26 protein-coding genes are annotated in these 25696 nt (G+C 70.1%); 12 read left to right on the forward strand and 14 right to left on the reverse strand.

The window, feature by feature from the left end:
* Nucleotides 1-57 precede the first annotated feature (57 nt).
* Nucleotides 58-1062: a LacI family DNA-binding transcriptional regulator gene (locus tag AB0E90_RS39170; RefSeq protein ID WP_360417170.1), complete on the forward strand. Its 1005-nt coding sequence runs from the start codon at nucleotides 58-60 to the stop codon at nucleotides 1060-1062.
* Here AB0E90_RS39170 and AB0E90_RS39175 read toward each other — a convergent pair.
* Nucleotides 1059-1892, reverse strand: coding sequence for a LysR family transcriptional regulator (locus AB0E90_RS39175; RefSeq protein WP_360417172.1), 834 nt, complete (start codon nucleotides 1890-1892; stop codon nucleotides 1059-1061). The two genes, AB0E90_RS39170 and AB0E90_RS39175, sit on opposite strands and share 4 nt — an antisense overlap.
* A gap of 80 nt (nucleotides 1893-1972) precedes the next feature.
* On the opposite strand from AB0E90_RS39175, the gene AB0E90_RS39180 reads away from it, so the two are divergent.
* The 3 genes from AB0E90_RS39180 to AB0E90_RS39190 are packed head-to-tail and all read left to right on the forward strand — an operon-like array spanning nucleotide 1973 to nucleotide 3781.
* On the forward strand, nucleotides 1973-2695 hold the full coding sequence (locus AB0E90_RS39180; protein WP_360417173.1) for an SDR family oxidoreductase: 723 nt from the start codon (nucleotides 1973-1975) through the stop codon (nucleotides 2693-2695).
* A gap of 56 nt (nucleotides 2696-2751) precedes the next feature.
* Nucleotides 2752-2928 (forward strand): hypothetical protein, encoded by a 177-nt coding sequence (locus AB0E90_RS39185; RefSeq protein ID WP_360417174.1) that lies wholly within the window; start codon nucleotides 2752-2754, stop codon nucleotides 2926-2928.
* Nucleotides 2929-2983: 55 nt separating this feature from the next.
* Nucleotides 2984-3781, forward strand: coding sequence for an endonuclease/exonuclease/phosphatase family protein (locus tag AB0E90_RS39190; RefSeq protein WP_360417176.1), 798 nt, complete (start codon nucleotides 2984-2986; stop codon nucleotides 3779-3781).
* A gap of 71 nt (nucleotides 3782-3852) precedes the next feature.
* On the opposite strand, the gene AB0E90_RS39195 is transcribed toward AB0E90_RS39190, so the two are convergent.
* The 4 genes from AB0E90_RS39195 to AB0E90_RS39210 form a co-directional block, all read right to left on the reverse strand.
* A complete protein-coding gene (locus tag AB0E90_RS39195) occupies nucleotides 3853-4881 on the reverse strand; it encodes an aldo/keto reductase family protein (protein WP_360417178.1) in 1029 nt (342 codons plus the stop codon).
* Nucleotides 4882-4956: 75 nt separating this feature from the next.
* A complete protein-coding gene (locus AB0E90_RS39200) occupies nucleotides 4957-5250 on the reverse strand; it encodes a DUF899 family protein (RefSeq protein WP_360417180.1) in 294 nt (97 codons plus the stop codon).
* A gap of 30 nt (nucleotides 5251-5280) precedes the next feature.
* A complete protein-coding gene (locus AB0E90_RS39205) occupies nucleotides 5281-5907 on the reverse strand; it encodes a TetR/AcrR family transcriptional regulator C-terminal domain-containing protein (protein WP_360417182.1) in 627 nt (208 codons plus the stop codon).
* Nucleotides 5894-6352, reverse strand: coding sequence for an SRPBCC family protein (locus AB0E90_RS39210; RefSeq protein WP_360417184.1), 459 nt, complete (start codon nucleotides 6350-6352; stop codon nucleotides 5894-5896). The genes AB0E90_RS39205 and AB0E90_RS39210 overlap by 14 nt, the downstream gene beginning before the upstream one ends.
* A gap of 185 nt (nucleotides 6353-6537) precedes the next feature.
* Between AB0E90_RS39210 and AB0E90_RS39215 the strand changes: the two genes are divergently transcribed.
* Complete coding sequence (locus tag AB0E90_RS39215; protein WP_360417186.1) at nucleotides 6538-7074, forward strand: DUF3558 family protein; 537 nt, start codon at nucleotides 6538-6540, stop codon at nucleotides 7072-7074.
* A 32-nt stretch (nucleotides 7075-7106) separates the two neighbouring features.
* On the opposite strand, the gene AB0E90_RS39220 is transcribed toward AB0E90_RS39215, so the two are convergent.
* Nucleotides 7107-8573 (reverse strand): glycosyl hydrolase, encoded by a 1467-nt coding sequence (locus AB0E90_RS39220; RefSeq protein ID WP_360417188.1) that lies wholly within the window; start codon nucleotides 8571-8573, stop codon nucleotides 7107-7109.
* Nucleotides 8574-8842: 269 nt separating this feature from the next.
* On the opposite strand from AB0E90_RS39220, the gene AB0E90_RS39225 reads away from it, so the two are divergent.
* On the forward strand, nucleotides 8843-9868 hold the full coding sequence (locus AB0E90_RS39225; RefSeq protein ID WP_360417190.1) for a PQQ-binding-like beta-propeller repeat protein: 1026 nt from the start codon (nucleotides 8843-8845) through the stop codon (nucleotides 9866-9868).
* Nucleotides 9869-9937: 69 nt separating this feature from the next.
* Nucleotides 9938-10630 (forward strand): phosphotransferase, encoded by a 693-nt coding sequence (locus tag AB0E90_RS39230; RefSeq protein WP_360417192.1) that lies wholly within the window; start codon nucleotides 9938-9940, stop codon nucleotides 10628-10630.
* A gap of 136 nt (nucleotides 10631-10766) precedes the next feature.
* Here AB0E90_RS39230 and AB0E90_RS39235 read toward each other — a convergent pair whose 3' ends face one another.
* The gene (locus AB0E90_RS39235; protein WP_360417194.1) at nucleotides 10767-12440 is read right to left on the reverse strand and encodes a sulfatase-like hydrolase/transferase; all 1674 of its coding nucleotides are present in this window, start codon (nucleotides 12438-12440) and stop codon (nucleotides 10767-10769) included.
* Nucleotides 12441-12633: 193 nt separating this feature from the next.
* Here AB0E90_RS39235 and AB0E90_RS39240 point away from each other — a divergent pair, with 193 nt between their 5' ends.
* The 4 genes from AB0E90_RS39240 to AB0E90_RS39255 all read left to right on the forward strand — a co-directional run bounded on the left by AB0E90_RS39240 (nucleotide 12634) and on the right by AB0E90_RS39255 (nucleotide 16017).
* On the forward strand, nucleotides 12634-14097 hold the full coding sequence (locus AB0E90_RS39240; protein WP_360417196.1) for a benzaldehyde dehydrogenase: 1464 nt from the start codon (nucleotides 12634-12636) through the stop codon (nucleotides 14095-14097).
* 98 nt (nucleotides 14098-14195) lie between these two features.
* Nucleotides 14196-15443: a vanadium-dependent haloperoxidase gene (locus AB0E90_RS39245; protein ID WP_360417198.1), complete on the forward strand. Its 1248-nt coding sequence runs from the start codon at nucleotides 14196-14198 to the stop codon at nucleotides 15441-15443.
* Nucleotides 15444-15479: 36 nt separating this feature from the next.
* The gene (locus AB0E90_RS39250; protein ID WP_360417200.1) at nucleotides 15480-15680 is read left to right on the forward strand and encodes a hypothetical protein; all 201 of its coding nucleotides are present in this window, start codon (nucleotides 15480-15482) and stop codon (nucleotides 15678-15680) included.
* A complete protein-coding gene (locus AB0E90_RS39255; RefSeq protein ID WP_360417202.1) occupies nucleotides 15673-16017 on the forward strand; it encodes a hypothetical protein in 345 nt (114 codons plus the stop codon). Before AB0E90_RS39250 ends, AB0E90_RS39255 begins: the two co-directional genes overlap by 8 nt.
* On the opposite strand, the gene AB0E90_RS39260 is transcribed toward AB0E90_RS39255, so the two are convergent.
* Nucleotides 16012-16875: an aldo/keto reductase family oxidoreductase gene (locus AB0E90_RS39260; protein ID WP_360417204.1), complete on the reverse strand. Its 864-nt coding sequence runs from the start codon at nucleotides 16873-16875 to the stop codon at nucleotides 16012-16014. The genes AB0E90_RS39255 and AB0E90_RS39260 overlap by 6 nt on opposite strands.
* A gap of 73 nt (nucleotides 16876-16948) precedes the next feature.
* Here AB0E90_RS39260 and AB0E90_RS39265 point away from each other — a divergent pair, with 73 nt between their 5' ends.
* Nucleotides 16949-17338 (forward strand): helix-turn-helix domain-containing protein, encoded by a 390-nt coding sequence (locus tag AB0E90_RS39265; RefSeq protein ID WP_360417206.1) that lies wholly within the window; start codon nucleotides 16949-16951, stop codon nucleotides 17336-17338.
* Here the strand turns inward: AB0E90_RS39265 and AB0E90_RS39270 are convergent.
* The 6 genes from AB0E90_RS39270 to AB0E90_RS39295 all read right to left on the reverse strand — a co-directional run bounded on the left by AB0E90_RS39270 (nucleotide 17327) and on the right by AB0E90_RS39295 (nucleotide 25693).
* A complete protein-coding gene (locus AB0E90_RS39270; RefSeq protein WP_360417208.1) occupies nucleotides 17327-18916 on the reverse strand; it encodes an ABC transporter ATP-binding protein in 1590 nt (529 codons plus the stop codon). The genes AB0E90_RS39265 and AB0E90_RS39270 overlap by 12 nt on opposite strands.
* Complete coding sequence (locus AB0E90_RS39275; protein ID WP_360417210.1) at nucleotides 18913-19902, reverse strand: ABC transporter permease; 990 nt, start codon at nucleotides 19900-19902, stop codon at nucleotides 18913-18915. Before AB0E90_RS39275 ends, AB0E90_RS39270 begins: the two co-directional genes overlap by 4 nt.
* The gene (locus AB0E90_RS39280; RefSeq protein WP_360417212.1) at nucleotides 19899-20783 is read right to left on the reverse strand and encodes an ABC transporter permease; all 885 of its coding nucleotides are present in this window, start codon (nucleotides 20781-20783) and stop codon (nucleotides 19899-19901) included. The genes AB0E90_RS39275 and AB0E90_RS39280 overlap by 4 nt, the downstream gene beginning before the upstream one ends.
* Complete coding sequence (locus AB0E90_RS39285; RefSeq protein WP_360417214.1) at nucleotides 20780-22456, reverse strand: ABC transporter substrate-binding protein; 1677 nt, start codon at nucleotides 22454-22456, stop codon at nucleotides 20780-20782. The genes AB0E90_RS39280 and AB0E90_RS39285 overlap by 4 nt, the downstream gene beginning before the upstream one ends.
* Nucleotides 22457-22472: 16 nt before the next feature.
* Nucleotides 22473-23426, reverse strand: coding sequence for a glycoside hydrolase family 43 protein (locus AB0E90_RS39290; RefSeq protein ID WP_360417216.1), 954 nt, complete (start codon nucleotides 23424-23426; stop codon nucleotides 22473-22475).
* Between the two features lie 68 nt (nucleotides 23427-23494).
* Complete coding sequence (locus tag AB0E90_RS39295) at nucleotides 23495-25693, reverse strand: family 43 glycosylhydrolase (protein WP_360417218.1); 2199 nt, start codon at nucleotides 25691-25693, stop codon at nucleotides 23495-23497.
* Nucleotides 25694-25696: the final 3 nt, after the last annotated feature.

Genomic DNA, 25696 nt, shown 5'->3' on the forward strand with positions numbered 1-25696 from the left:
GCGTGCCGTCAAGACGAGGGTCTGGAACGTTCCAAGATGTGCGATTACGCTGACGCCGTGCGCGAGGATCGCAGGCCGACACTGTCCGACGTGGCCACCCGGGCCGGGGTCTCCAAGTCGCTCGTGTCGCTGGTGATGCGGGCCGAGCCCGGGGCCAGCGCCGAGACCCGCCGGCGGGTGCTCGAGGCGGCCGAGGAGCTGGGCTACCACCCCGACAGCCGGGCCCGGTTGCTGCGCAGCGGCCGCACCCGCCTGCTGGGCGTGTTGTTCGACATCCAGGCCCAGTTCCACGCCGACCTGGTCACCGATCTGTACACGGCGGCCCGCGAGTCCGGCTACGAGCTGGCCCTGAGCGCGGTGACCCCCGATCGCGACGAACCGGAGGCGATCGCCGGCCTGCTCCAGGACCGATGCGAGGCCCTGATCCTGGTCGGCCCGCAGTCACCGGTGGCGCAGCTGAGCCGGCTCGCCGAGCGGCTACCGGTCGTCGTCGTGGCCCGCGGCGTGCGCGACCCGGCGATCGACGTGGTCCGCAACGCCGACGCCGACGGGCTGCACATGGCGGTCGACCATCTGACCGGCCTCGGCCACCGGCGGATCATCCACATCGACGGCGGACGCGCGGCGGGCGCGGCCGACCGCCGCCGCGGTTACCGGGAGGCGATGCACCGGCACAGGCTCGACGACCTCGCCCGGATCCTGCCGGGCGGCCTGACCGAGCAGGACGGCGCCGAAGCGGCCCGGCAACTGCTGACCGGCCTGCCCAGCGCGGTCACGGTCTTCAACGACCGCTGCGCAACCGGTGTCCTCGATGTGCTGACGCGTGCCGGGGTGGAGGTGCCTGCCGAGGTCAGCGTGGTCGGTTACGACGATGACCGGCTGGCCCGCCTGGCCCACATCGACCTGACCACGATCGCCCAGGACACCGCGACGATGTCCCGGCTCGCGGTGGAGAAGGCGATCGAACGGGCCGAGCACGCCCCGGCCGGCCGCCGCGAGCGGGTGGTCCCACCCCGGCTGGTCATCCGCGGCACCACCGTGCCACCGGCACCGCTGAGCTAAGAGGCGGCCAGCCGGACCAGGTCGGCGACGGCCCGGGAGCGGCTGTGCGGCGGCCAGGCGATGACCGCGGTCACGGCCGGCGCGTCCAGGACCGGCACCGCCACCAGGCCCTCGCGCAGGTGGGTGCGGCAGGACTCGGGCAGGATCACCGAGGTGCGGCCGAGCGCGACCAGTTGCAGGAGCTGCGTCTGGTTGCGGACCTCGGCGCCGGGCCCGGCCGGGTAGGTGCCGTCCGGCCCGGGCCAGCGAGCCGGCGGCAGGTCGGGCAGCGCGGCGACCTCGGCCATCCGCAGGTGCGGCCGGGTGGCGCACGGATGCGCCGACGGAAGGACCGCGACCTGGCCCTGGACGCTGAGGATCTCGGTGTCGAGCCCGGCCACCGAGTCGAACGGCTGGTGCAGCAGCGCCACGTCGGCCCGGCCGTCGTGCAGCGCCTGCTCGGTGTGCGAATCGCAGAGGAGCAGGTCGACCGGGACGGCGCCGGGCTCAGCGGCGTACGCCTCAAGCAGTTTCGTCAGTAGTTCGTCGGACGTGCCGGTCTTGGTCGCCAGCACGAGCGCGGGCCGGTTCGCCCCGGTCTGCCGGGTGCGCCGCCCGGCCGCGGCCAGCGCGCCGAGAACCGCACGGGCCTCGTCGAGCAGCACCGACCCGGCCCCGGTCAGCTCGACCTTGCGGCTGGTGCGGACCAGAAGCACGACCCCGAGCTGCTCCTCGAGCTGGCCGATCGCCCGCGACAGCGACGGCTGGGTGATGCCGAGGCGCTCGGCGGCCCGCCCGAAGTGCAACGTCTCGGCGACCGCCACGAAGTACCGCAACTCCCGCGTCTCCACCCGGCAACGATAGCCGCAGCCTATCGTTGCCGCCGCACAGGCTGTTGGTCCCGGACCGGCACGCGGCCACCATCGCTGTCATGAGCGACACGACATACGCGCTGGTCACCGGCGCGAACAAGGGAATCGGATTCGAGATCGCGGCCGGCCTCGGCGCACTCGGCCACATCGTCGGCGTCGGCGCCCGCAACGATCAGCGCCGCGAGGATGCCGTGGCAAAACTGCGCGCGGCGGGCGTCGACGCGTTCGGGGTGCCGCTGGACGTGACCGACGACGCGAGCGTGACAGCCGCCGCGGCCCTGATCGAAGGTCGCGCCGGGCGCCTGGACGTGCTGGTCAACAACGCCGGCGTGATCGCCGGTATCTGGCCCGACTCCCCCACGGCGGTCACCCCGGCGATCCTGCAGTCGGTGATCGACACCAACGTGCTCGGCGTCGTGCGGGTCACCAACGCGATGCTGCCGCTGCTGCGCCGCTCCGCGCACCCGCGGATCGTCAACCAGTCCAGCCACCTGGGCTCACTCACACTGACGGTCCAGCAGGACTTCGGCCCGGCCAGCGGCGCCTACACCCCGTCGAAGACCTTCCTCAACGCGCTCACCGTGCAATACGCCAAGGAACTGAACGACACTAACATCAAAATCAACATCAGCTGCCCCGGGTACGTCGCCACCGACCTCAACGGCTTCCAGGGCACCAGCACGCCCACAGACGGCGCCCAGATTGCCATCAAGCTCGCCACCCTCCCGGACGACGGCCCAACCGGCGGCATGTTCGACGCCGACGGCATCGTCCCCTGGTAGGCCGCGTCCCGCCGATGTCGTGCGCAACTGGTCCGTTCTCGAATCTCAGACGGAGCTTGGCCCTGGCTGTCTTCGTGTTCGCAGGCGGATTGGTACTCGCGTTGAACGTCGGCAACCGCGCCGAGAACGGCGTCCGTCAGAACATGCGACGATTTCTCCGCATTGTCGGCATCCTGCTGGCCGTGGCCGGTGCAATCCACGCCGCCGTCACGCTTCTGGGCGCTGGCGAATAAGGTCTGACGGCGGTGCTGGACCTGACCGGGCGCACGGAAGAGGAAATGGAGGGCCATGGTGCGGATTGCGAGTGTCAATGCCTGGGGTGGAGCGTTGGCCGACGACCTTCTCGGTTGGCTGCCCGGTTGCGGGGCGCACATTGTCTGCTTGCAAGAAGTGACTCGCACTCCTGGCCTGGCCGGCTGGACGCGTTTTACCGACGGCGAAAAGAGTCTGCCCCAGCGGGCGGCCCTCTTTGATGACGTCCGCAGCGCGCTGCCGCAGCATCAAGCGATCTTCGTGACCAGCGATTCCGGCCCGGTGCACGACGACGTGGGCCGCAGGTACCGACAGGACTTCGGCCTGGCGACCCTGGTCGGTGCGGATCTACCGATCGTCGGTGTCGACTCCGCCTTCGTGCACGGGCAATTCACCGACCATGTCGAGTGGCCGGCCGGCGACCGTCCTCGTATCGCCCTGGCTGTGCGGGCGGCGGACCGCGCCGCCGATCGGGCGGTGTGGGTCGTGCAGGTGCATGGGCTGCGCGACCCGCTTGGCAAGGCCGATAATCCGGCGCGGCGCGGCCAGGCCGAACGCCTCGCGGATCTCGTGTGCCGGGTCCGCGGCCCTCGTGACCTGGTCGTGGTGTGCGGCGACTTCAACGTGCTGCCGGACAGCGAGACGTTCGGCGTATTCGCCGATATCGGTCTCACCGATTTGGTCGGCACCGCAGACACCCGGACATCCCACTACCGCAAAACGGTAAGGCATGCCGGCTACATGCTCATTTCCGATGTTGCCGCCGTCAAACGATTCGAAATCCTCACCAAGCCAGAAGTCTCGGACCACCGCGCGTTAATTCTCGACATTTAGGCTGCCCATGAGCGGCGTCCATCATGGCGGCGGAGTTGGCGGTCACTTGCTCCTGGCAGTGAGTTCCGAGGCTATGCCTCCTCGCGACTCCAAGCCGCCTTCACGGCCATCATCCGGGCGGTCTTGGTGGGGTCTCGGTCTACCAGGTCGCCGAGTACGGCGTCGATCTTGACGATCAGGTCACCGGAGAGACGAACGCCGGCCGCCGCTGCGTTCTCGGTGACCTGTTCCGGACGAGTCGCGCCGATGATCGCGGAGTTGACGCCGTCCTGGTGCAGTGTCCAGGCAATGGCGAGCTGTGCCATGGACAACCCCGCTTCGTCGGCGAGCGGGCGTAACTGCTGAATACGTTCGAGGAGTTCGTCGCCGAGAACCCGACGAATGAATCGCGGCGCGCGACCGGCGCTCGAAGCGCGCGTTCCTTCCGGCGGCGGCCGGCCGGGCAGGTACTTTCCGGTCAGCACGCCCTGAGCGAGCGGTTGGAACACCAGCTGCCCCACACCTGCGCTGCGGCACAGCGGCAGCACCTCCGGTTCGATGACCCGCCAGAGCATGTTGTACTGCGGTTGGTTGGCGACGATACGGCTGCGCAGTCCCATTTCCTCTGCGAGGTCAAGAGCGGCCCGGATCTGCGGCGCGGTCCATTCGGAGACGCCCAAGTAGAGAACCTTGCCCTGGCGAACGAGATCGTCGAAGGCGACCAGCGTTTCGTCCAGCGGAGTGCGTTCGTCGAAGCGGTGGGCCTGGTAGAGATCGACGTAGTCGGTGCCGAGCCGGCGCAGCGAGGCGTGGCACGACTCCAGGATGTGCTTGCGCGACAGACCCCGATCGTTCGGGCCCTCGCCGGTCGGCAGGCACACCTTTGTCGCGATCTCCACCGATGAACGGCGTACCGGCCGCAGTGCTTCACCGAGGACTTCCTCAGCGGCGCCGTGAGCGTAGACGTCGGCCGTGTCGAACGTCGAGATACCGGCGTCCAACGCGGCGCGAATGCAGGCCAGCGCCGATTCGCGGCCCACGAGTTCCCCATGCGTCAGCCAGTTCCCATAAGTGATCTCACTGATGTGGAGGCCGCTGCGTCCCAGGCGTCGATGATCCATGGACAGCGACCTTAGCCTTGCTGCTGGGCGGCCACCGCCCTGGCGACGCTGGAGGATGCGAGCACGACGGTCTCGTCAGTGGACCTGTCCGGGGTCAGTGGTGCGGTAGGTGAGGAAAACGCGCTCGCCGTCGCGCAGGAAGAAACTGAAATAGCCCATGTCGTCGCCGATCGGCTCCGCCGCGTCGCGCACCGAATACCACGGCTGTGTGTAGCCCATGAACTCGACGGACGGAGCCACCTCGTCCCACCGGCCAGGGGTGAGCACGGCGAATGAAACCCCGCGCGCGTTGAGGTAGGTAGCGTCCCGCATGTGCCAGGCGGACACCGTGCAGCCCTCGCACTGCCCCCTGGTGCGGCGCGCTGTCATGCCACATGTGCTGGTAGACGAGGAGTTGTCCTATTGGCAGCGAATGGCGCTTCGGTCGGGTGCCGCGAAGCCATCGAGAAGTGCGGAGAGGCCGACTCGGAATTGTTCGTCGGCGTCGAAGCCGCCGGAGATGGCGGATGTCAGCTCCGGGTAGTCCGTCCTGAGGTCGATGGTGCCGTCCGAGGTCGCGCCCACGGGCTCGACCAGTTCGGCGATCAGTAGGCCAACGGTGAGGCTGCGAACGCAGGAGATCATTGTCAGTGCCTGCCGTGGGGTGAACCCCGCCTCCCGAAGCTGTTTCAGAGCTTCCTCGGCGCCTGCGGCGTACGCCGTGGCGGCACCCGGGCGGGTGGCGAAGACCAGCAGCGTACGAGGGTGCCGGCGCAGGACATCCCGGAGTCGGGTCGCGAAGGCGGCCAGGTCGGCCCGCCACGAGCCGGTGAACTCGAATTGGTCCAATGCCATCTCGTCGTACAGTGCCTCAATGACGAGGTCGAACAACGCTGCCTTGTTCGGGATGTAGTAGTAGACCGCTTTCGGGTCGACGCCAAGGTGTTTGCCGAGCCTGCGCATGGACAGGCCATCCACGCCGTCGCTGTCGATGATCGCCAGGGCGGCGACGATGATCGTCTGACGCGAGAGGCTATCCGTCGGCACCGGAGCACTCCTCGTCCAACGCCTGTCGAAACCAGCGCGTATCGCGTACCAGTTGGGCTCGGTTGAGCCGAAGCACCAGTCCGAGCGGGAAGTACCGGGGCCGAGGGACGAGTTCGATGTTCCACTCGACGTGTGTGCCGTGCCCGTCCGGGGTGAACGTGAAGTCCCACACCGCCCGCCGTAGCGTCGGCGAGTCGATGACCGCGACAGTCGCGTGCGTGGTGGGCTCGAACTCGGTGACCTGATAGGACGTGACGATGCCCCCGCGTCCCCTGCGGGCGGGGCCGATGGTGCTGAAGGAACTGCCCAGGCCGAATGGTGGCGGCGAGGTGATCTCGACGTCGGCGACGCTGCGGTCCCACTTCTTCTGCGCCATCGGGTCAACCGAGAACGCCCACACATCGTCGGGGCATCGGGCCACCTGGAAAGTCACGTTGATGCGCATACGGCCCCCGTTTCCACGGTGTGGAAATTACAAGCACGCGGCGGTCCATGTCAACGGTGGGACCCGCGTGCCGTTGCCACGGTCGGCCACCTGCGGACTCCTAATGGCTGAACTTGCTCATCCCGGAGAGTCATCTGCGGTGCGATGATGTTGGCCTGGTTCGGCGACCCGCGAACCTGATCATCATGAACCCTCGCCGTTCCGTCCCGTTCCTGGTCGCGGCCGTCGCCGCGACTTCCCTCTCCGGCTTCGGCCCACTCACCTCCATAACGGCCGGCACGCCGGCCGCTGCGGCCGGCCGGTCGGCCGCGTCCGCCGAAGCGACCAGTGGCGTGGCTTCGGCGAAGTACCGAGGCCGCCTGCCCGACCCGTGCACGCTGCTCAGCCGGCACGAGGTCGTCGAACTGACCGGCCGCCGGATCACCCAGGTCGACGAGGACGGCGCCAAACCCGGCGAGTCGACCCGTTATTGCCAGTGGCAGCAGGACGGCGGGCAGCTCGCCCTCTTCCTCAGCCGCACCACCAGGTCCGGTTTCACCAGTCAGATCGGGCCGGACGCCGAACCGGTCGACGGCGTGGGCGACGACGCTTTCCTGCTTGCCGGCCACCTCTACGTCCTTGACGGCACCGTGCAGATCGACGTCTACTCCTACGGCGACGACGACGCCGAGAACCTCGCCAAGGAAAGAGGGGTGGCAACCGTCGTCATGCCCAAAATCTGAGGTCGGAGGTCATCGACTATCGGATCGCCGGTTCAAGAAATCGCGACGTCGTCGAACCACACCGTGCCGGTGTTGTCGCCGGACTTCAGGTGAAGTTGGACGCCGGCGGCGCCGGCTGGGGCGACGGTGTCCACTACCAGCTGGGTCCAGGTGGTGTTGCCGGCCGGCAGGCGGTTGGAGGTGTTCTGGCTGATCCACGTGCCGTTGATGTCGAACCAGCTCAGCGCGATCTCGGTGATGCCCGTGGCGGCGGTGCCCCGGGCGTACGCCTCGGCGTGCCATGCGGCCCCGGGCTGGACCGGCGTTATCGGTGAGGTGAGCAATGACGGCAGGTTGTTCCCGCTGCGAGTGGTGCCGGAGAAGCGGGCCGACTGGGTGCCGGTGCGGGGCAGGTCGGTGGTGATCGAGGCGGCGCCGGCCTGGGGCAGGTACTGCCGCCACGGCGAGTTGACCGCGGTGGCCTCGAAGCCCAGGTTGAGAATGCTGTTCGGGGTGGCCCCGGTCGTCCACGCGGAGCCGACCACGGAGGCGCTGAACTTCGCGGTCCCGTCGGTGCGGTAGAGGCCGTACTTGTATTGAGCCGGCTGGGTGGAGACCGCGGAGTTCGCCGGGATGGCGCCGGCGGCGAAGTCGTTGAGAGTCCACGGCGCCACCGAGCCGACGCCCGCCTCCTGGGCGGCCCGGAAAACCCGGGCCAGGTAGGCGCCCTGCTCGCCCTCGGTGAACGACAGGGTGCTGAGCCCGGTCTCGCCGACGACCACCGGGTCGGGGGCCAACGCGGCCTGGACCCGGCGGATCTCGGCGAGTGACCGCTCGGACGCGCCGTAGAAGTGGAAGTCGTAGTAGTCCAGCGGAGTGGTGGCGAGCTGGGCCTTGAGGCTGGCCATGCCCGTAACACCGCTGACGCCGTCCACCGTGAGGGTCAGCGGCATGGTCGGCGCGGTGGCGCGGATCGCCGGAATCAGCTGGCGGGCCCAGGCCATCGCGGCAGCGTCGCTCGGCGAGATCTCGTTCTTCAGCTCGACGGCGATCACCCGCGGATCGTCCACGTAGGGCAACAGCAGGCTCAGGGCCCAGATGACGCTGTTGTTCACGTCGGAATAGCCGTCCCACCAGTCGAACAGCGTCAGCTTGACGGTGAGGCCACGGGTCGCGGCGATGCCGATGAACTGGCTGAGTTTTGCGGTGTAGGCGGCGGTCGGCGTCGGGTAGCCGAACGTCTGCGGGAAGACGATGACCCGCACGGTGGTCGCACCGAGTGTGGCTGCCTTGGCCAGGTCGGTGTCGATCCGGACCGGGTCGAAGTTCGTCCACATGTTCGTCCAGCCCGCATTCGACGGGTAGTAGTTGATCGTCTTCGCGGTTCCGACGGCGGCCATCCGGCCGGCCAGCGTGGGCACGGCAGCGGTGGTCGCGGCGTGGGCGGCGGGGGCCGCAAGCATGACGCTCAGCAGCAGGGCGCCGGCCACGGCAATGGCACGGAAGCGTAGCTTGCGCATACGGAACCAACCTTCTACGTGAATCAATCCACGCCATTTCTCGGCCTTGGCGGTCGTCGTTTTCGGCAAGGCGTCTATTCACGACGGTAAGTTCGTACCGAGGACGCAGCAATGATTGCCGTGTGCCAAGCAGGGATGAATGAAGAGGAATAAGATCGGCATTCTTGCGGTATGGCGATTGGCATATTGCGGTGAGCAGCCGAGCGCGGCGCCGCTCCGGCTGGGCACCGATTCGCACACCCGGCCACCGCGGCGCATAGCCTTTGCCGGTGGATCGGCGTGCGGAAGTCTTGTGGTCGCGGTCGTTGTGCCTGCGGTCGAGCGCGACGACGGTGGCGGCGCGCGATGTCCTCGTGGTGGCGGAACGGCACTCACGCCTGGTCCGGCTCGACCCGCGGACCGGGGCGCTGATCTGGGAACAGCGCGTCGAGGACTGCTGGGGCACGACCGCCGTCACGCCGGGGCGATGCCTCTACCTGAGCCAGCGCGGCGTCCTGCACTGCTTCGAGCTGCAGAGTGGTCGCCCGATGTGGTCGAGACCCGGTCTGCCGTTCCATCGGTATCTGAGCGTCAGCGGGTCCGTCATCGTGCTGGGCGGTTGGCGTGGCTATCAGCCGGTGACCCGGATCGGCCTCGCCGACGGTGCCTGCGACCCGTTCGATTCCCCCTACGCTCCGGGCGAATCACTGGCGTGGCCAACTGTCGTCCGCTTCCCACCAGATCCTGATTCTGCTGTCGGCGCGGTGTTGCTGGCCAGCGCCAGCCGGCCGGAACTCCGGCTCGAGGACCCGCAGACCGGGACTGCTCTGGGCACGTGGCGGCTGCCGGCACCGGTGCAGTTCCCGGACTCGGGCAACGCCTTCCACCACAGCGACGACGGGCGCGTGGTGTTCGTCAGCGGCCGGCGCACGGTCATGTCCTTTCATGCGTCCACCGGCGTGCAGGCGCTCTGGGAACACGAACGAGACCTTCCGCCGCTGGCCCCCGTCCTGATCGGCGGAAAGCTCATGCTGGCCGAGGACTCCCGGATCACGGTGGTCGACCTGACCCGGGGCGGCCGGACGGACATCACGCCCCTGTCGCCCGGCACCGCATGCGCTCCCGTTCCCACCGCGGATGGGGCACTGTTCGCACGCTCTGACGGCAACCTCGTCATGATCGACCGCAACGGCAACCGAGCCGATCTCCGGCTGCCGACACGCGCCGAGCAATCGTTCACCGGCGACGGCACCCTGGCTTACGTGATCGGCAAGGGCCACCTCACCGCACTCGACGTGCCGGCCGGTGAACGCTGAACCCATCACCGGACGGATGCGGTTCCGCCCTCGGTGACAGGACCGAGCGGGCTGGGCGAGACTGGGGCGATGGGCGGTTCCGCGGAGTCGGTGCGCCGGGCGCGGCTGGCGGCGTCCCGGCCGGTCCGGGTGGGCGCGACGATGCGCCGGCCGCGGCACGGCCGGTCGGACTACGTGGATGCGCTGCTGCTCCACCTGGCCGCCGCCGGCTTCACCGGGGTGCCCCGCCCGCTCGGTTATGACGATCAAGGGCGACAGATTTTGACGTACGTCGAGGGTGACGTCCCGTCCGTCGTCTCGGACGCGCAGATCCGTAGCGCCGCCGCTCTCTACCGGGCCTTTCACGACGCGACCGTGTCGTTTCCGCTGCTGGAGGACGGTGCGGTGGTGTGCCATGGCGATCTTGGGCCGCACAACACCGTGTTCCGCGGCGAGCGGGCGGTCGCGATCATCGACTTCGAGGACGACGTCGGGCCGGGCCGGCGGGTGGACGACTTCGCGCAGGCGGTGTGGGACTTCGCCGGTCTGGCCGACCCGGCGGTCGCGGTGCCGGAGCAGGCCCGCCGGGCGTGGCTGGCGTGTGCGGCCTACGGCGGTGTCACCCCGGCCGAGGTGGTGGCGTCGCTGGTCGCGCGGTTCGGCCGGGCCCGCGACCAGAATCGCGCCGACGGGCTGCTCGGTGCCGTGCGGATCTTCGAGGACCTGCTGGCCTGGATGGCCCGCTACGGCGGCGAGATCGCCGACAGCAGACCTGCCAGTTGATCACGGGAGTGCGGGTCGTCCAGCAGCTCGCCGATCCACGCTGCGGAGCCGGCCCGAGCCGTCGGACAGGCGCGCGGCCCGGCCCAGGCCGAACGCCTCGGCCGGCTCGGATGCGTTCACACCCGAACCGTAGACCTCACTTGTGCTCGGGCATCGCCACGCCGCCGTCGCCACGGAAGGCGGTGAAGAACCGGTCGCGGAACTGGTCCATCCGCCACACCGGGGTCTGCGCGTCCGGCTTGAGGCCGTCGGCCCAGTGCCAGTCGGCGAGGCGGTCGAGCACCTTCGGGTCGTGCGCGATGATCGTGATCGGCACGTCGTGGCTGGCGTTGTTGCCGCTCACCACCGAGAACGGCTGGTGGTCGCCGAACATGATGACGACCAGGTTCTTGTCGCCGTACTTGGTGGCCCACGAGATCAGGCTGTCGACCGAGTAACCGATCGACTTGGCGTACTGATTCTGGGTCTTCTTGGGGTTGCTCCAGAGGGCGTTGCGGTCGAGCGCCTTCGCGGCCATCGGCTGGTAGACCGAGCCGTCGCCGATCTGGTCCCAGTCGAGCGTGTCGGGGATGACGGTCCACGGCTCGTGGCTGGAGGTCAGGGTGATCTCGCCGAACAGCGGTTTGGTCTTCTTGCTGTAGGCGTTCTTCTGGAACGACGCCAGGGTGTACTGGTCGGGCATCCGGGACCAGCCGAACCGCGGCCCGTTGTAGCCCATGTTGCGGGAGTCGTAGACGCTGTCGTAGCCGTAGAACGACGCCTCCGGCCAGGCCACCGTGTTGCCCGGCTCCATGCCGACGGTCTGCCAGCCGGCGTTGTGGAAGGCGCTGGTCAGGGTGATCCGGTCGCCCGCGGTCAGCTGCCGGTAGCGTTGCTGGCTGTCGATCCACAGCCCGGACTGGAACGACGCGTGCGCGAGCCAGCTGCCACCGCCGTAGGTCGACGAGGTCAGCCAGCCCGACTTCGACGCGAACCCGGCGTCGGTGAGCTTCTGCTGGTCGGCGGCCAGCACCGGGCTGACCACCGCGTTCATCGCCGGGTCGCTGAGCGCGCCGCGGCCGTAACTCTCCACCACGCCGATCACCACGTCCTTGCCGGCCAGGCCGCTGACCAGGTCGGCGGGCGGCACGCCGCGGAACGGGTCGTTCTCCGACGCGACGGCGAACGCGCGCTGGTCGTGGATCGCCTGCGGCACCGACTTGACGGTCTTCTTGAGCAGGTCGGCGGCGCTGTCCGAGGCGACCGGCGCGTTCGGGAACAGCGTGATGCCGCTGACCGCGAGCGCCAGCCACACCGCGGTCAGGCCGACGAGAGTGCGCCGGGCCGGGTTGGCGTAGCGGGCGGTCACGGCGGCGAGCCGCATCACCGCGAGGACGCTGACCGCCAGGGCGGCCAGGGTCAAGAGCACGGCACCGACAACGGCGAGATTGGCGTACGTCGTGCCATCGGTCTCGGTGAGCGCGTTGTAGCCGTCCTTGAGCAGCGGCGGGTCGAGGACCACGTTGAAGGTCCGGCCCAGCACCGTCCGGAAGCCCACGTTGACGATCTTGAGGACCACCACGAAGCCGAGTCCGAGGCCGAACACGGCGGACGCCGGGCGCCGCCAGCGGGGGCTCAGGGCGAGCAGGATCGCCCCGCCGATGATGATCTCGATCGGGACGCGGAGAAACGCCCCCTCGACCTGGGTGCCGGCCTTCATCCGCCCGATCGCGTCGGGAACCACCAGGGCCAGATAGACGAAAACGGCGGCAGCGGCGGTGAGCACTCCCCCGAGGGCGGTACGCAACCGGGACCGAGTTGTCGACGGCAAGATCAAGGCCCTTCGGTACGGGGGCAGCACGTTTCACCACCCACCTCTCGGGCAGTACGGGCGAGCACGACGAAGGGTTCAGAAAGTCCGATTACTGAGTGATCGCTGGGAACTTGTTCCATTCTGAAACATTCCGTTGATTGGGCGGAAACCGCGGCATAGCGTGGGGACACGTACCGAGGGGAGGCCGACGATGGCCCTGCTGGACCAAGCTCGCTGGCAAGATCTGATCTTCGAGGGCGGCTCGTGGCGGCCCGGCAGCGGCGCCACCATCGACGTCACCGAACCGGCCACCGGCGACAGCCTCGGCCAGATCGCCCTGGCCACCCCCGACGACGTGGCCCGCGCCGCCGGGGCCGCCGCCGCCGCTCAGCGCGAGTGGGGCGCCGCGCCGCACTCGGCCCGCGCCGCCGTCCTGCGCAAGGCCGCCCAGTTGTGGGCCGAGCATGCCGAAGAGATCTCCTGGTGGAACGTGCGCGAGGTCGGTGCGATCCCGGGCATGGCCGGCTTCGCGGTGCACGTGGCCGAGCAGGAGTGCTGGGAGGCCGCGTCGCTGCCCAGCCGCCCCTACGGCGAGCTGGTCCCGTCCGAGGAGCCGCGCCTGTCGATGACCCGGCGCTACCCGGTCGGCGTCGTCGGGGTGATCTCGCCGTTCAACGTGCCGATCATCCTGGGCATCCGGTCGGTCGCGCCGGCACTGGCGCTCGGCAACGCCGTACTCCTCAAACCTGATCCCCGCACGGCCGTGACCGGCGGGCTGATCATGGCTCGCATCTTCCAGGAGGCCGGCCTGCCGGACGGCCTGCTGCAGGTCCTGCCGGGCGGCGCCGACGTCGGCGAGGCCATCGTCACCGACCCGCGCGTGCCGGTCATCTCGTTCACCGGCTCCACCGAGGCCGGCCGGCACGTCGGCGCCGCCGCCGGCCGGCACCTCAAGCGGGCCCACCTCGAGCTCGGCGGCAACTCGGCGATGCTGGTGCTCGACGACGCCGACGTGGAGGCCGCGGTCGGCCTCGCGGCCTGGGGTTCGTGGTTCCACCAGGGCCAGATCTGCATGACCACCGGCCGGCACCTGGTGCACGAGCGCATCTTCGACGAGTTCGTCGAGCGCCTCGCGGACAAGGCCGCGAAACTCCCGGTCGGCGACCCGGCCCGCGAGCAGGTGGCGCTCGGCCCGGTGATCGACGCCGGCCAGCGCGACAAGATCCACGACATCGTCACGTCCAGCGTCGGCAACGGCGTGCGGCTGGCCGCCGGCGGCGAGTTCGACCGCCTCTTCTACCGCCCGACCGTCCTGGCCGGCGTCACCGCGTCGACGCCGGCGTTCGCCCGGGAGATCTTCGGCCCGGTCGCGCCGGTGGCCCGTTTCAGCACCATCGACGAGGCGGTCGCCCTGGCCACCGACACCGAGTACGGCCTGTCCCTGGGCATCGTCACCCGAGACGCGATGCGCGGCGTCGCCCTGGCCGACCGCATCCCGACCGGCATCGTGCACATCAACGACCAGACCGTGAACGACGAGGCCAACGCCCCCTTCGGCGGCACCGGCTCCTCCGGCACCGGCTCCCGCTTCGGCGGGGCGCAGGCCAACATGGACGCCTTCACCGACACCCGCTGGGTAACGGTCCGCAGCGCCCCGCCGGCTTTCCCGTTCTGAGCGATTCGCCTCTTCCCTCCACATCGAAGAGAGGGGTTGTCATAAACCCTGCGTAGCCGCTTCGATGCGAAGCGATACGACTACGGGGGGAAAGTCGCATGAGACGCTTCGGCCTGTCCTTACCTACCGCGATAGTTCTGCTGACGGCGTTCGCGCCCGCTCCGGCCGCCCGGGCCGCGAGCGGCACGAACGCCGTCGTCGTCTGGAACGACCACGCACAGACCGCGATCTACGAGGTGGCGCGCCAGGCGCCGTACATTGCGCCGCGCAGTTTCGCGATGGTGCACGGCGCGGTCTACGACGCCGTCAACGCGATCGCGGGGACGCCCTACCAGCCCTATCTCCGTGCGCCGCGGGCCCACCGCGGTGCCTCCGCCGACGCGGCGGTGGCCACCGCCGCGTACCGCGTGCTGCTCTCGCTCTTCCCGGCGCAGTCCGCCGCACTGGACGCCATGTATGCCGACTCGCTGGCCGCGATCCCGGACGGCCGGGCCGAGCGCGGCGGTGTCGCGGTCGGCGAGCAGGCGGCCGCCGACATGATCGCCGCCCGGGTCGGCGACGGCGCCTTCGGCCCGGCCACCTGGACCGTCGGCACGGCGCCCGGTCAATGGCGGCCCACCCCGCCGGCGTACGCCCAGGACGGCGCCTGGGTCGGCGACATGCGGCCGTTCGTCATCCCGCGCAACGACATGTTCCGCACCGCCGGCCCGCCCGCGCTGACCAGCAGGCAGTACACGCGCGACCTCAACGAGGTCAAGGCGATCGGCGGCGCGACCAGCACCGTGCGCACCCAGGACCAGACCGAGTCGGCCAAGTGGTGGCACGACCGCCGCCTGACCGAATGGGAGATCAAACGCCAGGTGGCGCAGACCCAGCACCTGAACACCCTGCAGGCGGCCAGGATGTTCGCGATGGCCGAGATCGCGAACGCCGACTCGCTGATCGCCTGCTTCAACGAGAAGAAGTTCTGGAGCTTCTGGCGGCCGGTGACGGCCGTGCAGGAGGCGGACACCGACGGCAACCCGGCCACCACTGCCGACCCGGCCTGGATGCCGCTGCTGATCACCCCGGCGTTCCCCGACTACACCTCCGGCCACGCCTGCTCGACGTCGACCATCATGGCGGCGCTGCGCGCGTTCTTCGGCCGCGACGACATCGCGTTCAGCGCCTACAGCGCGGACTCCGGCACGACCCGGCACTTCGCCGGCTTCTCGGCGGCGCTCGACGAGGTGATCGAGGCCCGCATCTGGGGCGGCGTCCACTACCGCACGGCCGACGTGGAGGGTGTGAAGATCGGCGACGGGGTGGCCCGCTACGTCCTGGCCCACGAGTTCCGGCGCCGGTAGCTGTCACAAATTCGCGAGGTGGCCAGCCCTGATGGCATGACTCCCTCGATCAAGAAGTGGCTGCGGGGCGGCCTGCTCGTGCTGGCCGCCTCGCACTTCGGCGATTTCTCGCTGCGCGACGCCCTCGGCGTCGGCACCGGCCTGGGCATCGAGGTGCTGCTGGCGCTCCTGCTGCTCTACACGACGTGGCTGGTGCACCGGGTAGACGGCACCCGGGAGAATGCGGTGCGTGGCTGAGACGAACGGGTTGACCGATGGCGAATACCTCGTGCTCGCTCCGCTGGAAGGGGGCGCGCCGCGGCCGCTGTCCGAGATCGCGGACGACTTCATTCGCCTGGTGGCGAGCACCGTGCCGACGATGGCGCAGGTGGCGGCCGTTCTCGGGCCGGGGATGCGCTCCGCGGTGGCCCGCGACCTGATCGAGGTGCACCGGTTTCCGTCGTGGCCGATGCCCTGGATCGACGGTGTCCGGGTGGGCGCGGGCGAGCTGCGCGGGGCCGGCATCTGGGCGGAACGGGAGGACAGTGAGCTGCTGGCCGCCCGGATCACCGACGCCGGCGCCCGGTGCCTATAGCCCGATCTTGTCCAGCTCGGCCAGGTCGTCGGCGCCGAGCGTCAGGCCGGCGCCGGCGATGTTCTCGCGCAGGTGCGCCACCGACGAGGTGCCCGGGATCAGCAGGATGTTCGGTGAGCGCTGCAGCAGCCAGGCCAGGGCGACCGACATCGGCGTCGCGCCGAGCCGGGCGGCCACCGCCGACAGCGCCGTCGACTGCAGCGGGCTGAAGCCGCCGAGCGGGAAGAACGGCACATAGACGACGCCCTGTTCGGCGAGCCGGTCGATCAGCCCGTCGTCGTGCCGGTAGGCCAGGTTGTACATGTTCTGCACGCACACGATCGGCGCGATCGACTGGGCCTCGGCGACCTGCTCGGCGGTCGCGTTGCTGACGCCGAGGTGCCGGATCAGGCCCTCGCGCTGGAGGCCGGCCAGCGTCCCGAACGCCTCGGCGAGCGAGCCGGGCTGCGGGCCCTGGGCGTTGCCGAGGCGCAGGTTGACCACGTCGAGCACGTCGAGGCCGAGGTTCTCGAGGTTCGACTCGACCGCGCGGCGCAGCAACGCCGGGTCCCGGGCCGGGGGCCAGCCGCCCTGCTCGTCCCGGGTCGCGCCGACCTTCGTGACGACGTGCAGCGCCGCCGGATAGGGGTGCAGCGCCTCGCGGATGAGCCGGTTGGTGACGTGCGGCCCGTACGCGTCGCTGGTGTCGATGTGCGTGATGCCGAGCTCGACGGCCTCGCGCAGGACGGCGAGCGCGCCGTCGAGGTCGGCGGGCGGTCCCATCACCCATGGGCCGGCGAGCTGCATCGCGCCGTAGCCGAACCGGGTCACGGTCAGATCGCCGAGCTGGAGCGAGCCGCCGGGGAGAGAAACGTTCATGCGCTTCACTCTGGTGGGGTAGCTTCCTGATGGGAAGTGGGCACTTTCAGGTGCGTTACGGGAGGAACGAGCGATGGCGACGACGACCGCGGCCCAGAGAAGGGCGCAGGCCAAGGCGGAATATGACGCTTTCCTGGCCGCCTGCCCGAGCCGCCAGCTGCTCGACCGCATCTCCGACAAATGGGTCACGCTGGTCCTGTGCGCGCTCGGCGCCGGCGGGGCGATGCGTTACTCCGAGCTGTCCCGCAAGCTGGCCGGCGTCAGCCAGAAGATGCTCACCCAGACCCTGCGCGCCCTGGAGAGCGACGGCCTGATCACCCGCACCGTGACGCCGACCGTGCCGGTCACCGTCTCCTACGAGCTGACCCGCCTCGGCAGCTCACTGCACCTGACGGTGCGCGCCCTCAAGTCCTGGGCCGAGGCGAACATGGACGAGGTGCTCGCCCGCCGCTCACCCGGGTGAGGCCAGCCGCAGGGCCCGCCGGCGCCGCGCCTCGGCCGGGTCGGCCACCGGCACCGCGGCCAGCAGCTCCTTGGTGTACGGGTGCTGCGGATTCGCCCAGACCGACGCGGTCTCGCCCAGCTCGACGATCCGGCCCTCGGCGAGCACCGCCACCCGGTCGGCGATCTGGCGCAGCACCGCCAGGTCGTGCGAGACGAACACCATGGTCAGGCCGAACTCGGCGCGCACGTCCTCGAGCAGAGCGAGCACCTGCGCCTGGGTGGTCACGTCGAGCGAGGACACCGGCTCGTCGCAGATGATCAGCCGCGGGTGGGGGGCGAGCGCGCGGGCGATGCCGACCCGCTGCCGCATGCCGCCGGAGAGCTGGTGCGGGTAACGGTCGTACTCCCGCCGCTCCAGACCGACCCGCCGGAGCAGGTCCTCGACCCGGGCACGCGGGTCGCGTACACCGGAAATCCGCAACGGATCCGCGATGCTCTCGCCCACCGTTCGTCGCGGGTTGAGCGACGACAGCGGATCCTGGAAGACCATCTGCACCGAGCCGCCGCGCCGCTTCCCGATGTCCGCGCCGTCGAGCTGGATCGTTCCCGACGTCGGCGCCAACAGGCCGGCCATCAGCCGGGCGAGCGTCGTCTTGCCGGTGCCGGACTCGCCGACGACGCCGAGCGTCTCCCCCGCCCGCACGTCGAGGGTGACACCGTCGACCGCCCGGATCGGCGCCGGCCGCCGCCACGAGCCGCGCCGGGGCTGCGGAAAGTGCTTGCGGACTCCGTCGAGCCGCAGCAGCGGCTCTCCGTCGATCTTCCGCGGCGGCGAGGCGTGCGGCACGGCTTGGAGAAGATCTTTGGTGTACGCGGCGGACGGCGCGCCGAGCACAGCAGCGGTCGCCCCCTGCTCGACGGAAACACCACGCCTCATCACCACGATCCGGTCGGTGGAGCCGGCCACCACACCGAGGTCATGACTGATCAGCAGCAGTGACGTGCCGGTGGTTGCCCGGACCTCGTCGAGCAGGTCGAGGATCTGCGCCTGCACCGTGACGTCGAGCGCGGTGGTCGGCTCGTCGGCGACGATCAGCTGCGGGCGGCAGGACAGCGCCATCGCGATGAGCGCCCGCTGCCGCATCCCGCCGGAGAACTGGTGCGGATAACTCGCCGCCCGCCGCGCCGGGTCGGGGATGTGCACCTGCCGCAGCACTTCGACCGCCCGATCGCGGGCCGCCCGCCGGGTGGCCCCGGTGTGCAGGCGGTAGACCTCGGCGATCTGGTCGCCGATCGTGTGGAACGGGCTGAGCGCGGTGAGCGGCTCCTGGAACACCATGGCGATCCTGGCTCCGCGCACCTGCCGCCACCGGCGGTCGGACAGCGTCGTCAGGTCGTCGTCGCCGAACGTGATGCGGCCTTTGACGGCGGCGCCGGTGTGCAGGCCGAGCAGGGCGAGGGCGGTGGCGCTCTTGCCGGAGCCGGATTCGCCGACGATGCCGACCGCGCCCCCGGACGGCACCTCGAACGACAGCCCGCCGACCGCGACCGTGTCGCCGAACCGGATGCGCAGGTCCGCCACCACCAGGGCCGTCATCGGAGCTCCACCCGGGGGTCGACCGCCGCGTACAGGAAATCGGCGATGGTGTTGGCGGCGACGATGAGCACGCCGGTCAGCATGGTCACGCCGACGACCACCGGCAGGTCGATCTGGTTGACCGCGCCGACCAGCAGCTGACCCACGCCGGGCAGGCCGAACATCGTCTCGGTCAGCACCGCGCTGGTCATGATCGAGGCCAGGTCGATCGCGGTCAGCGTGACCAGCGGCAGCAGGGCCCCGCGCAGCGCCCGCCGCCAGATGATCCGGCGCTCCGGCAGGCCGTACGCGCGGGCGGTGCGGATGTAGTCCTCGGACAGGGTTTCCTGGATGCCGGCGCGGGTGAGCCGGGCGTACGCGGCGGTCTGGATCACGGCGAGCGCCACCCAGGGCAGCAGCAGGTTCTGCGCCCAGGCCAGCGGATCGGTCGTGAAGGGCACGTACGAGGGAAACGGCAGCCACTGCAACTGGACGCAGAACAGCAGCAGAAGCAGGAGCCCGACCAGGAAGACCGGCACCGCGTAACCGGCCAGGACCAGGCCGTTGACGATCCGATCGAGCCAGCGATAACGGCGCAGCCCGGACAGCACTCCGGCGCCGATGCCGGCGGCCAGGGACAGCACCTCGGCGCCCAGCGCCAGTGAGGCCGAGACCGGCAGCCGGTCCAGCAACAGCGTGGTCACCGGCTGGTCGGTCTCGAACGAGTAGCCCAGGCACGGCGCCGGGCAGTGCCGGGTGGCCGGGCCGGCCGGATAGTCGCGGCCGGCCACCAGGCCGGTCAGGAAGTGCGCGTACTGCGCCGGGATCGGGTCGTCGACACCCATCGCGTGCCGCACCTCGGCCAGCCGCTCCGGCGTGCAGCCCTTGCCGCAGGTGAGGATCGCCGGGTCGGACGGGGCCAGGTAGAACAGGCCGTAGAGCAGCAGGGACAGCCCGAACAGGACGAGCACGGCGCCGCCGATCCGGCGGAAAAGGTAGCCGATCACTGGAGCAGCACCTCCCGCTGGCGGGGGTCGAGGGCGCGGCGCAGGCCGTTGGCCACCAGCACGAACGAGAGCAGGGTCAGGAACAGCAGGCCGCCGGGGACGAGCACGTACATCGGGTCGGCGCGGAACCACGTCGTCGCGCTCGACAGCATCTGACCCCACGACGGGGTGGGCGGCCGCACGCCGACACCGAGAAAGGACAGGCCGGCCTCGACGACCATGTTCGTCGGGAGCAGCAGGGCCGCGTACGTCAGCACCGGCGCGGTCAGGCCCGGCAGGATCTCGCGGCGGGCGATCCGGGACCAGCCGGCCCCGGCCAGCCGGGCCGCGGCCACGTAGTCGCGGGTGCGCAGGGTCAGCGTCTCGCTCCGGGTGATCCGGGCGGTGCCACCCCAGCCGAGTACGGCGATGACCGCCGCCAGCAGCAGCGGCCGCGGCCAGTTCGACGGCACGATCGCCAGCAGCGAGATGGCCAGGACCAGGATGGGCAGCGCCAGCACCAGGTCGACCAGCCGGGTCAGGATCGCGTCGGCCCAGCGCCCGCCGAGCCCGGCCGCGGTGCCGACGAACAGGCCGAGCAGCACCTGAAGAATCGTGGCGCCGACCGCGACGCCCAGCGAGGTCTGCGCGCCGTGCACCACCCGGGCGAACAGGTCACGGCCGGTGCCGGGCTCGACGCCCAGCCAGTGCTCGCCGCTGATCCCGCCGAGCCGGCCCAGCGGCACCCCGCCGCGGGCCGAGTCGAGCAGGTTGTCGTGGTAGGTGGTGTAGTCCTGGCCGGCTGCCGCCGCGAGCAGCGGGGCCGCGACCGCGACCAGGACCATCAGCAGGGCGACCGCGGCGCCGAAGAGGAAGCCGCGGTCGCGCCGCAGCGCCCTCACTTGACCGAGATCCGGGCGAGGTCGTAGGTGCCGCGCCAGCCGTCCGGCACGGCGTTCTTGACGTTCTTGCCGAACAGGAAGACGTCCTTCTCGTGGGCGAGCGGGATGGTCAGGGCCAGTGCGCCGACCTTCGCGTCCAGGGCGCCCCACCGCTGCTGGGCGCTGGACTGGTCGGTGAGCGCGTTGATCGCGTCGATCTCGGCGTTGACCTGCGGATCGTCGTACTGAGCCAGGTTGAAGTTGCCGCCCGCGGTGATGATCTGCCGGCCGTCGAAGATCGGGATGAGGAACGGGCCGCCGGACGGCCAGTCGGCGCCCCAATATTGCAGCGACGCGCCCCGCTCGGTGGCCGGCTTGCCGGTGACGTCGCGGTAGGTGGCGTCGTCGATCGCGGTCAGCTTCACGGTGACGCCGGCCTGCTTGAACGCCTCCTGCACGGCGGCCGCGACCTTCGGGCCGTAACCGTTGCCGTCCTCGTTGGAGTGGGCCAGCTCGATCGTCAGGTTGCTCACCCCCGCCTCGGCCAGCACTGCCTTCGCCTTGGCCGCGTCGCCGCTGTCACCGGCCGGGAAGAAGTCGTACTGCTGGTAGCCGAGCGCTTTCTGCGGCGGCAGGAACGTGGTCGAGGCGCCGGCCACGGTGCTGCCACCGAGCGCATTGACGACCGAGGTGCGATTCACGGCGTACGACAAAGCCTCGCGCACTTTTTGATTGTCGAATGGGGCGTTTTTCGTGTTGAACGCCAGGTAATAGGTGGCCGGGAACTCGCCCCGGGCGACCTGCTTGTCCAGCGGGCCACCGGAGCCGAGCTGGGCGAGCTGCTCGGGCCCGACCACGGCATCGGTGGTGACGGCGTCGGGCTCGCTGATCAGCCGCTGGTTGATCACCGCGGCGTCCAGGCCGGCGGTCACCTCGATGCGGTCCGGGCAGGCATAGCGCAACGTGTCGCTCTTGGTCGTCCAGTGCGGATTGCGGACCAGGATCAAGGACTTCTTCGGCGCGTACGACTCCACCATGTACGGCCCGGACGAGACCGGATGCGCCTCGTATCCCACGCCTTTGTCCTTGGCCTTGGGAACCGGCGCGAATTGCGTCGCGGTGGCCAGGAACGGGAAGTCGCCCTCGGGTTTGCTGAGTTTGAAGACGATCGTCCTGTCGTCCGGCGTCTCGATCGCCTTGATGCCCTCGGGCTGCTGGTAAGGCCCCTGGTAGCTCGCCGCGTCCTGCAGCCAGTCGCGCAGGTAGGGCGCGCCGCCGGGCAGTTCCGGGGCGAACGAGCGCTCGATGCCGTACTTCACGTCGGCCGCGGTGATCGGCGTGCCGTCCTCGAAGAACACATCAGCACGCAGCTTGTACGTCCACGTGCGCGCGCCGTCCGACGGCGTGCCGAGGTCGGTGGCCAGGTCGGGGGCGGGTTTGGCGCCGGCCTCGCCGGGCTGCCGGTTGCGGGTGGTCAGCGTCCGGAACAGCAGCGACGGGATGTTGCCACCACCGGACGTGTAGAGCCGCGCCGGGTCGAGGTGGGTGATGCCGCCCTGGTTGAGCACCGACAGCGTGCCGCCCTGGCAGGTCGCCGGGTCGAACGCGCCCGACGCCGACGTGCCACCACCGCCGCCGTCGCAGGCGGCCAGCAGCAGGAGGCTGGGCAGGACGAGGGTCAGAGCTCGCCGCATTGACACTCCTCAAGATCTATGGGGTTTGTATGCTATCCCCCCTAATTGAAGTTTGTCGTCCCGGCATCGGCTGCGCGCCGGCCGTCGGCCCATGCACCACCGGTTTGCCACCGGTCCAGTCGAGGCGGTCCAGCCACATCTGGCGGCCGGGGTTGATGCTGCCGATGCCGTCCGGCGGCCAGGCGTGATAGAGCAGCCAGGTGGTGCCGTCGTCGAGGGTGATCGGGTAGCAGTGGCCGGGTCCGGCGGCTGTCGCCGACGAGCGCAGGATCGGGTTCTCCGGCGCGTCGTGGCACGGCCCCATCGGCGTGTCGCAGGTGGCGTAGCCCACGGCGTATCCGTCGGAGTCGAACGCGCCGCCGGAGTAGAAGAGGTACAGCTTTCCGTCGTGGCGCAGCATCTCCGGGGCCTCGACGACCGTGCCGTGCCAGGGCTGGTTGTTGGTGAGCAGGCGGACGCGGTCGCCGGTCAGGTGCAGGCCGTCGGGGCTGAGGCGCTGCGCGTACAAATGGCTCGGCACGCCGATGTGGTTGCCGTCGTTCTTCCAGTACAGGTAGAGCGAGCCGTCTTCGTCCCGGAAAGGGCTCGCGTCGATCGAGCCGCCCTCGTCGTCCTGGCAGATCAGCGGCTCGCCTCTGGTGTCGGCGAACGGGCCGTGCGGGTCGTCGGCCACCGCGACGCCGATGCACTGACGGTCGGCCTTCTTCCAGCGAGCCGTGTAGTAGAGGACGTACTTGCCGGCGTCGGTGCGCACCACCTCCGGCGCCCACGTGTTGCCGAGTTCGGCCCAGTCGCCGACCTTCGGGAGCACGTCGCCCTGTTCGGTCCAGTGCACCAGATCGGTCGAGGTCAGCAGCGGGACGTTGTCGACGGCGTTGTTGGTGCCGTAGGCGAACCAGGTGCCGTCCACGTGCAGCACCCCGGGATCGGGAAAGTTCTTGTCGTAGACCGGATTGGCGAAGGTCATCATTGATGCTCCCGGTTGTGCGGAGGTGCAGGCGGCCACCAGGAGAACCGCTGCGAGGGCAAGTCCGCGGGTCATGGACGGCTGATCCGCACGTAGTCGAAGTGCGCCGTCACCGCGGGCGTGGCGCCGCCGTGCGCGTCCAGGCCGATCTTCGGCTGGGCGCCGGCCGGGAACGTCCACACTCCCCCGAGCGTCCAGGTGCGCCCGTCGGTGCTGGACTCCTCACGGAACAGGTGCTCGCCGCCGGGCCCGACCCGGTGCACGAGCCGCAGCCACGTGGTCGTGGCCGGGGTGCCCACGGTGATCCCGCCGTAGGCAAGAGCACCGGCGTAGGGCAGTTCCCGCCCGAACTCGATCTGCCGGGTGTTCCAGATCGACACGACGTCGAGGCGCGCGAAGTTGTCGTCTCCCGCATAGGCGATGAGGCCGGCCTGCTGATAGTTGCGCACGTCGCCGGTGCCGAGATCCAGCGTCAGCCGGGTCTCGGCCGTCCAGTTCCCGGTGGGCGCGTCACGCAGCAGCACCGACGCGGTGTTGCTCGAGCCGGTGAGGTCGCCGGCCTCGACCGGCCAGTTCAGTTTGCCGCCCCCGACCGTGACCGCATCGTCGCGCCGCACCCACGACCAGCCGGCGCCCAGCGCTCCATCGTTGAACTCGTCGGACCACACCACGTGCCCGGTCGCCGGGGCGGGCGCCGGGTGAGTGACCGGCCGGTAGAGGCGCTGCGCGCTGAAGTTGTCGACGTCGCCGCGGCCGGTGAAGCCTGCGAGCGGAAGCCCGGGCGGCACGGTCAGCGAGACGGAGACGATCGGGCCGCTCTGGCGCGCTTCGGTCAGCTCCGCGACGAGATGCCGCCCACGCACCGACACGGCGAGGTTGTGCCACGCACCGAAGTCGACCCCGGCCGGCAGCGGCGCGGCGGCCGCGGCCGCTCCGGCGGTGGCGGTCAGCCGGCCCGTTGTGCGGTCGAGCATCACGCGGGCTGAGCCGGTCACCAGACCGGCCGATCCGCCGGCCGGAACACGCAGATCGGCCTCGACCCGCACATCGCCGGCGGGTGCGGGGCGCAGCACGGTGCCGCTGCCGGTGGCGTAGCCATCGGGGGTGACCCGCCACCCCGGCGGCAGCCAGCGCACCGGCTCGGCGAAGGTTGCCGCGCCGGTGCCGGCCGGCGCCGGCTGCGGCGTGTCCGACGGGCCCGCGCCCGCCCGCACCAGCGGCCAGCCGTCTATCCAGTCGAGGCGGTCGAGCAGCATCGGCCGGCGGTTGATTCCATAAGGCTGATCGAGGTAGGGCAGATCGCGGTCGATCGCGTGATAGACCAGGTAGTCCTGGCCTTGCAGATCGGTGACGACACCGTTGTGACCCGCGCCGATCCAGCGATTGCCGTTCTGGGTGACCACCGGTGTGCCACCGGCCCGCGAAGCGGTCAGCGAGACGCCGTGCGCGTCGTAGAACGGTCCGAGCGGCGAGCTGGAACGGCCGACCGAAACTGAGTATCCGGTGGCCGGTCCGGCGCAGCAGTTCGCCGACGAGGCGAACAGGTAGTAGAAGGAGTCGTGGCGAACGACGTAGGCGCCCTCGTACTTGTTGTCGAGAGCCACCATGGTCGGCTCACCCACCGCCGACAGGCCGTCCACGCTGAGCCGCACCACCGAGATGCCGCCGTAGTAGCTGCCGAGATAGAGGTAACGCGTGCCGTCGGCGGCAGTCAGTTCGGCCGGGTCGATCGTGTTCAGATAGCCGCCGCCGGCACCCGGGCGGGGCGCCACCACCGGCGCGGTCTGCTGGGTCCACGGACCGGTCGGCGTCGGCGCGACCGCCACGCCGATCGCGAAGTCGGAGCCGTCCGGCGAGACTGTTGTGTCGGTGACCGCGTAGTACATGACGTAGCGGCCGTCGAGGTAACGGACATCGGGCGCCCAGTAGGAGGCGCCGGGAGCTACGTAGGGCGCCGCCGGTCCGGTTAGCGCATCGCCGACGTATGCCCAGTGAACCAGATCGGAAGAGCGCGAGATCGGGATGCGGTGGGCGGTTGCCTCGCCCGAGCGAAGCGGGTCGCTGGTCGCGTAGGCGTACCAGAAACCGTCCTGCCCCCGAATCACCGTCGGGTCGGCGAACGTGTCCGCTGTCGACCGCGACACCGGATTGACGAACGCCGAACCGTTAGCCGCACTAACGTTCGTCCCACTAACGTTCGTCCCACTAACGTTCGGGACCGGGACTACCGCGACGGGCAGCAGGAACGCCAGCAACAGTGCTCGGAACACGCC

Origin of the sequence: Actinoplanes sp. NPDC026619 (assembly GCF_040638295.1) — a bacterium.
Taxonomy (GTDB): Bacteria; Actinomycetota; Actinomycetes; order Mycobacteriales; family Micromonosporaceae; genus Actinoplanes.

Coding starts and splice junctions, on each gene's coding strand:
- AB0E90_RS39180 (WP_360417173.1), top strand. CDS start 1,973: ATGAGCGACACGACATACGCGCTGGTCACCGGCGCGAACAAGGGAATC.
- AB0E90_RS39190 (WP_360417176.1), top strand. CDS start 2,984: ATGGTGCGGATTGCGAGTGTCAATGCCTGGGGTGGAGCGTTGGCCGAC.
- AB0E90_RS39195 (WP_360417178.1), bottom strand. CDS start 4,881: ATGGATCATCGACGCCTGGGACGCAGCGGCCTCCACATCAGTGAGATC.
- AB0E90_RS39200 (WP_360417180.1), bottom strand. CDS start 5,250: ATGACAGCGCGCCGCACCAGGGGGCAGTGCGAGGGCTGCACGGTGTCC.
- AB0E90_RS39210 (WP_360417184.1), bottom strand. CDS start 6,352: ATGCGCATCAACGTGACTTTCCAGGTGGCCCGATGCCCCGACGATGTG.
- AB0E90_RS39215 (WP_360417186.1), top strand. CDS start 6,538: ATGAACCCTCGCCGTTCCGTCCCGTTCCTGGTCGCGGCCGTCGCCGCG.
- AB0E90_RS39220 (WP_360417188.1), bottom strand. CDS start 8,573: ATGCGCAAGCTACGCTTCCGTGCCATTGCCGTGGCCGGCGCCCTGCTG.
- AB0E90_RS39230 (WP_360417192.1), top strand. CDS start 9,938: ATGGGCGGTTCCGCGGAGTCGGTGCGCCGGGCGCGGCTGGCGGCGTCC.
- AB0E90_RS39240 (WP_360417196.1), top strand. CDS start 12,634: ATGGCCCTGCTGGACCAAGCTCGCTGGCAAGATCTGATCTTCGAGGGC.
- AB0E90_RS39245 (WP_360417198.1), top strand. CDS start 14,196: ATGAGACGCTTCGGCCTGTCCTTACCTACCGCGATAGTTCTGCTGACG.
- AB0E90_RS39250 (WP_360417200.1), top strand. CDS start 15,480: ATGACTCCCTCGATCAAGAAGTGGCTGCGGGGCGGCCTGCTCGTGCTG.
- AB0E90_RS39260 (WP_360417204.1), bottom strand. CDS start 16,875: ATGAACGTTTCTCTCCCCGGCGGCTCGCTCCAGCTCGGCGATCTGACC.
- AB0E90_RS39265 (WP_360417206.1), top strand. CDS start 16,949: ATGGCGACGACGACCGCGGCCCAGAGAAGGGCGCAGGCCAAGGCGGAA.
- AB0E90_RS39270 (WP_360417208.1), bottom strand. CDS start 18,916: ATGACGGCCCTGGTGGTGGCGGACCTGCGCATCCGGTTCGGCGACACG.
- AB0E90_RS39285 (WP_360417214.1), bottom strand. CDS start 22,456: ATGCGGCGAGCTCTGACCCTCGTCCTGCCCAGCCTCCTGCTGCTGGCC.
- AB0E90_RS39290 (WP_360417216.1), bottom strand. CDS start 23,426: ATGATGACCTTCGCCAATCCGGTCTACGACAAGAACTTTCCCGATCCC.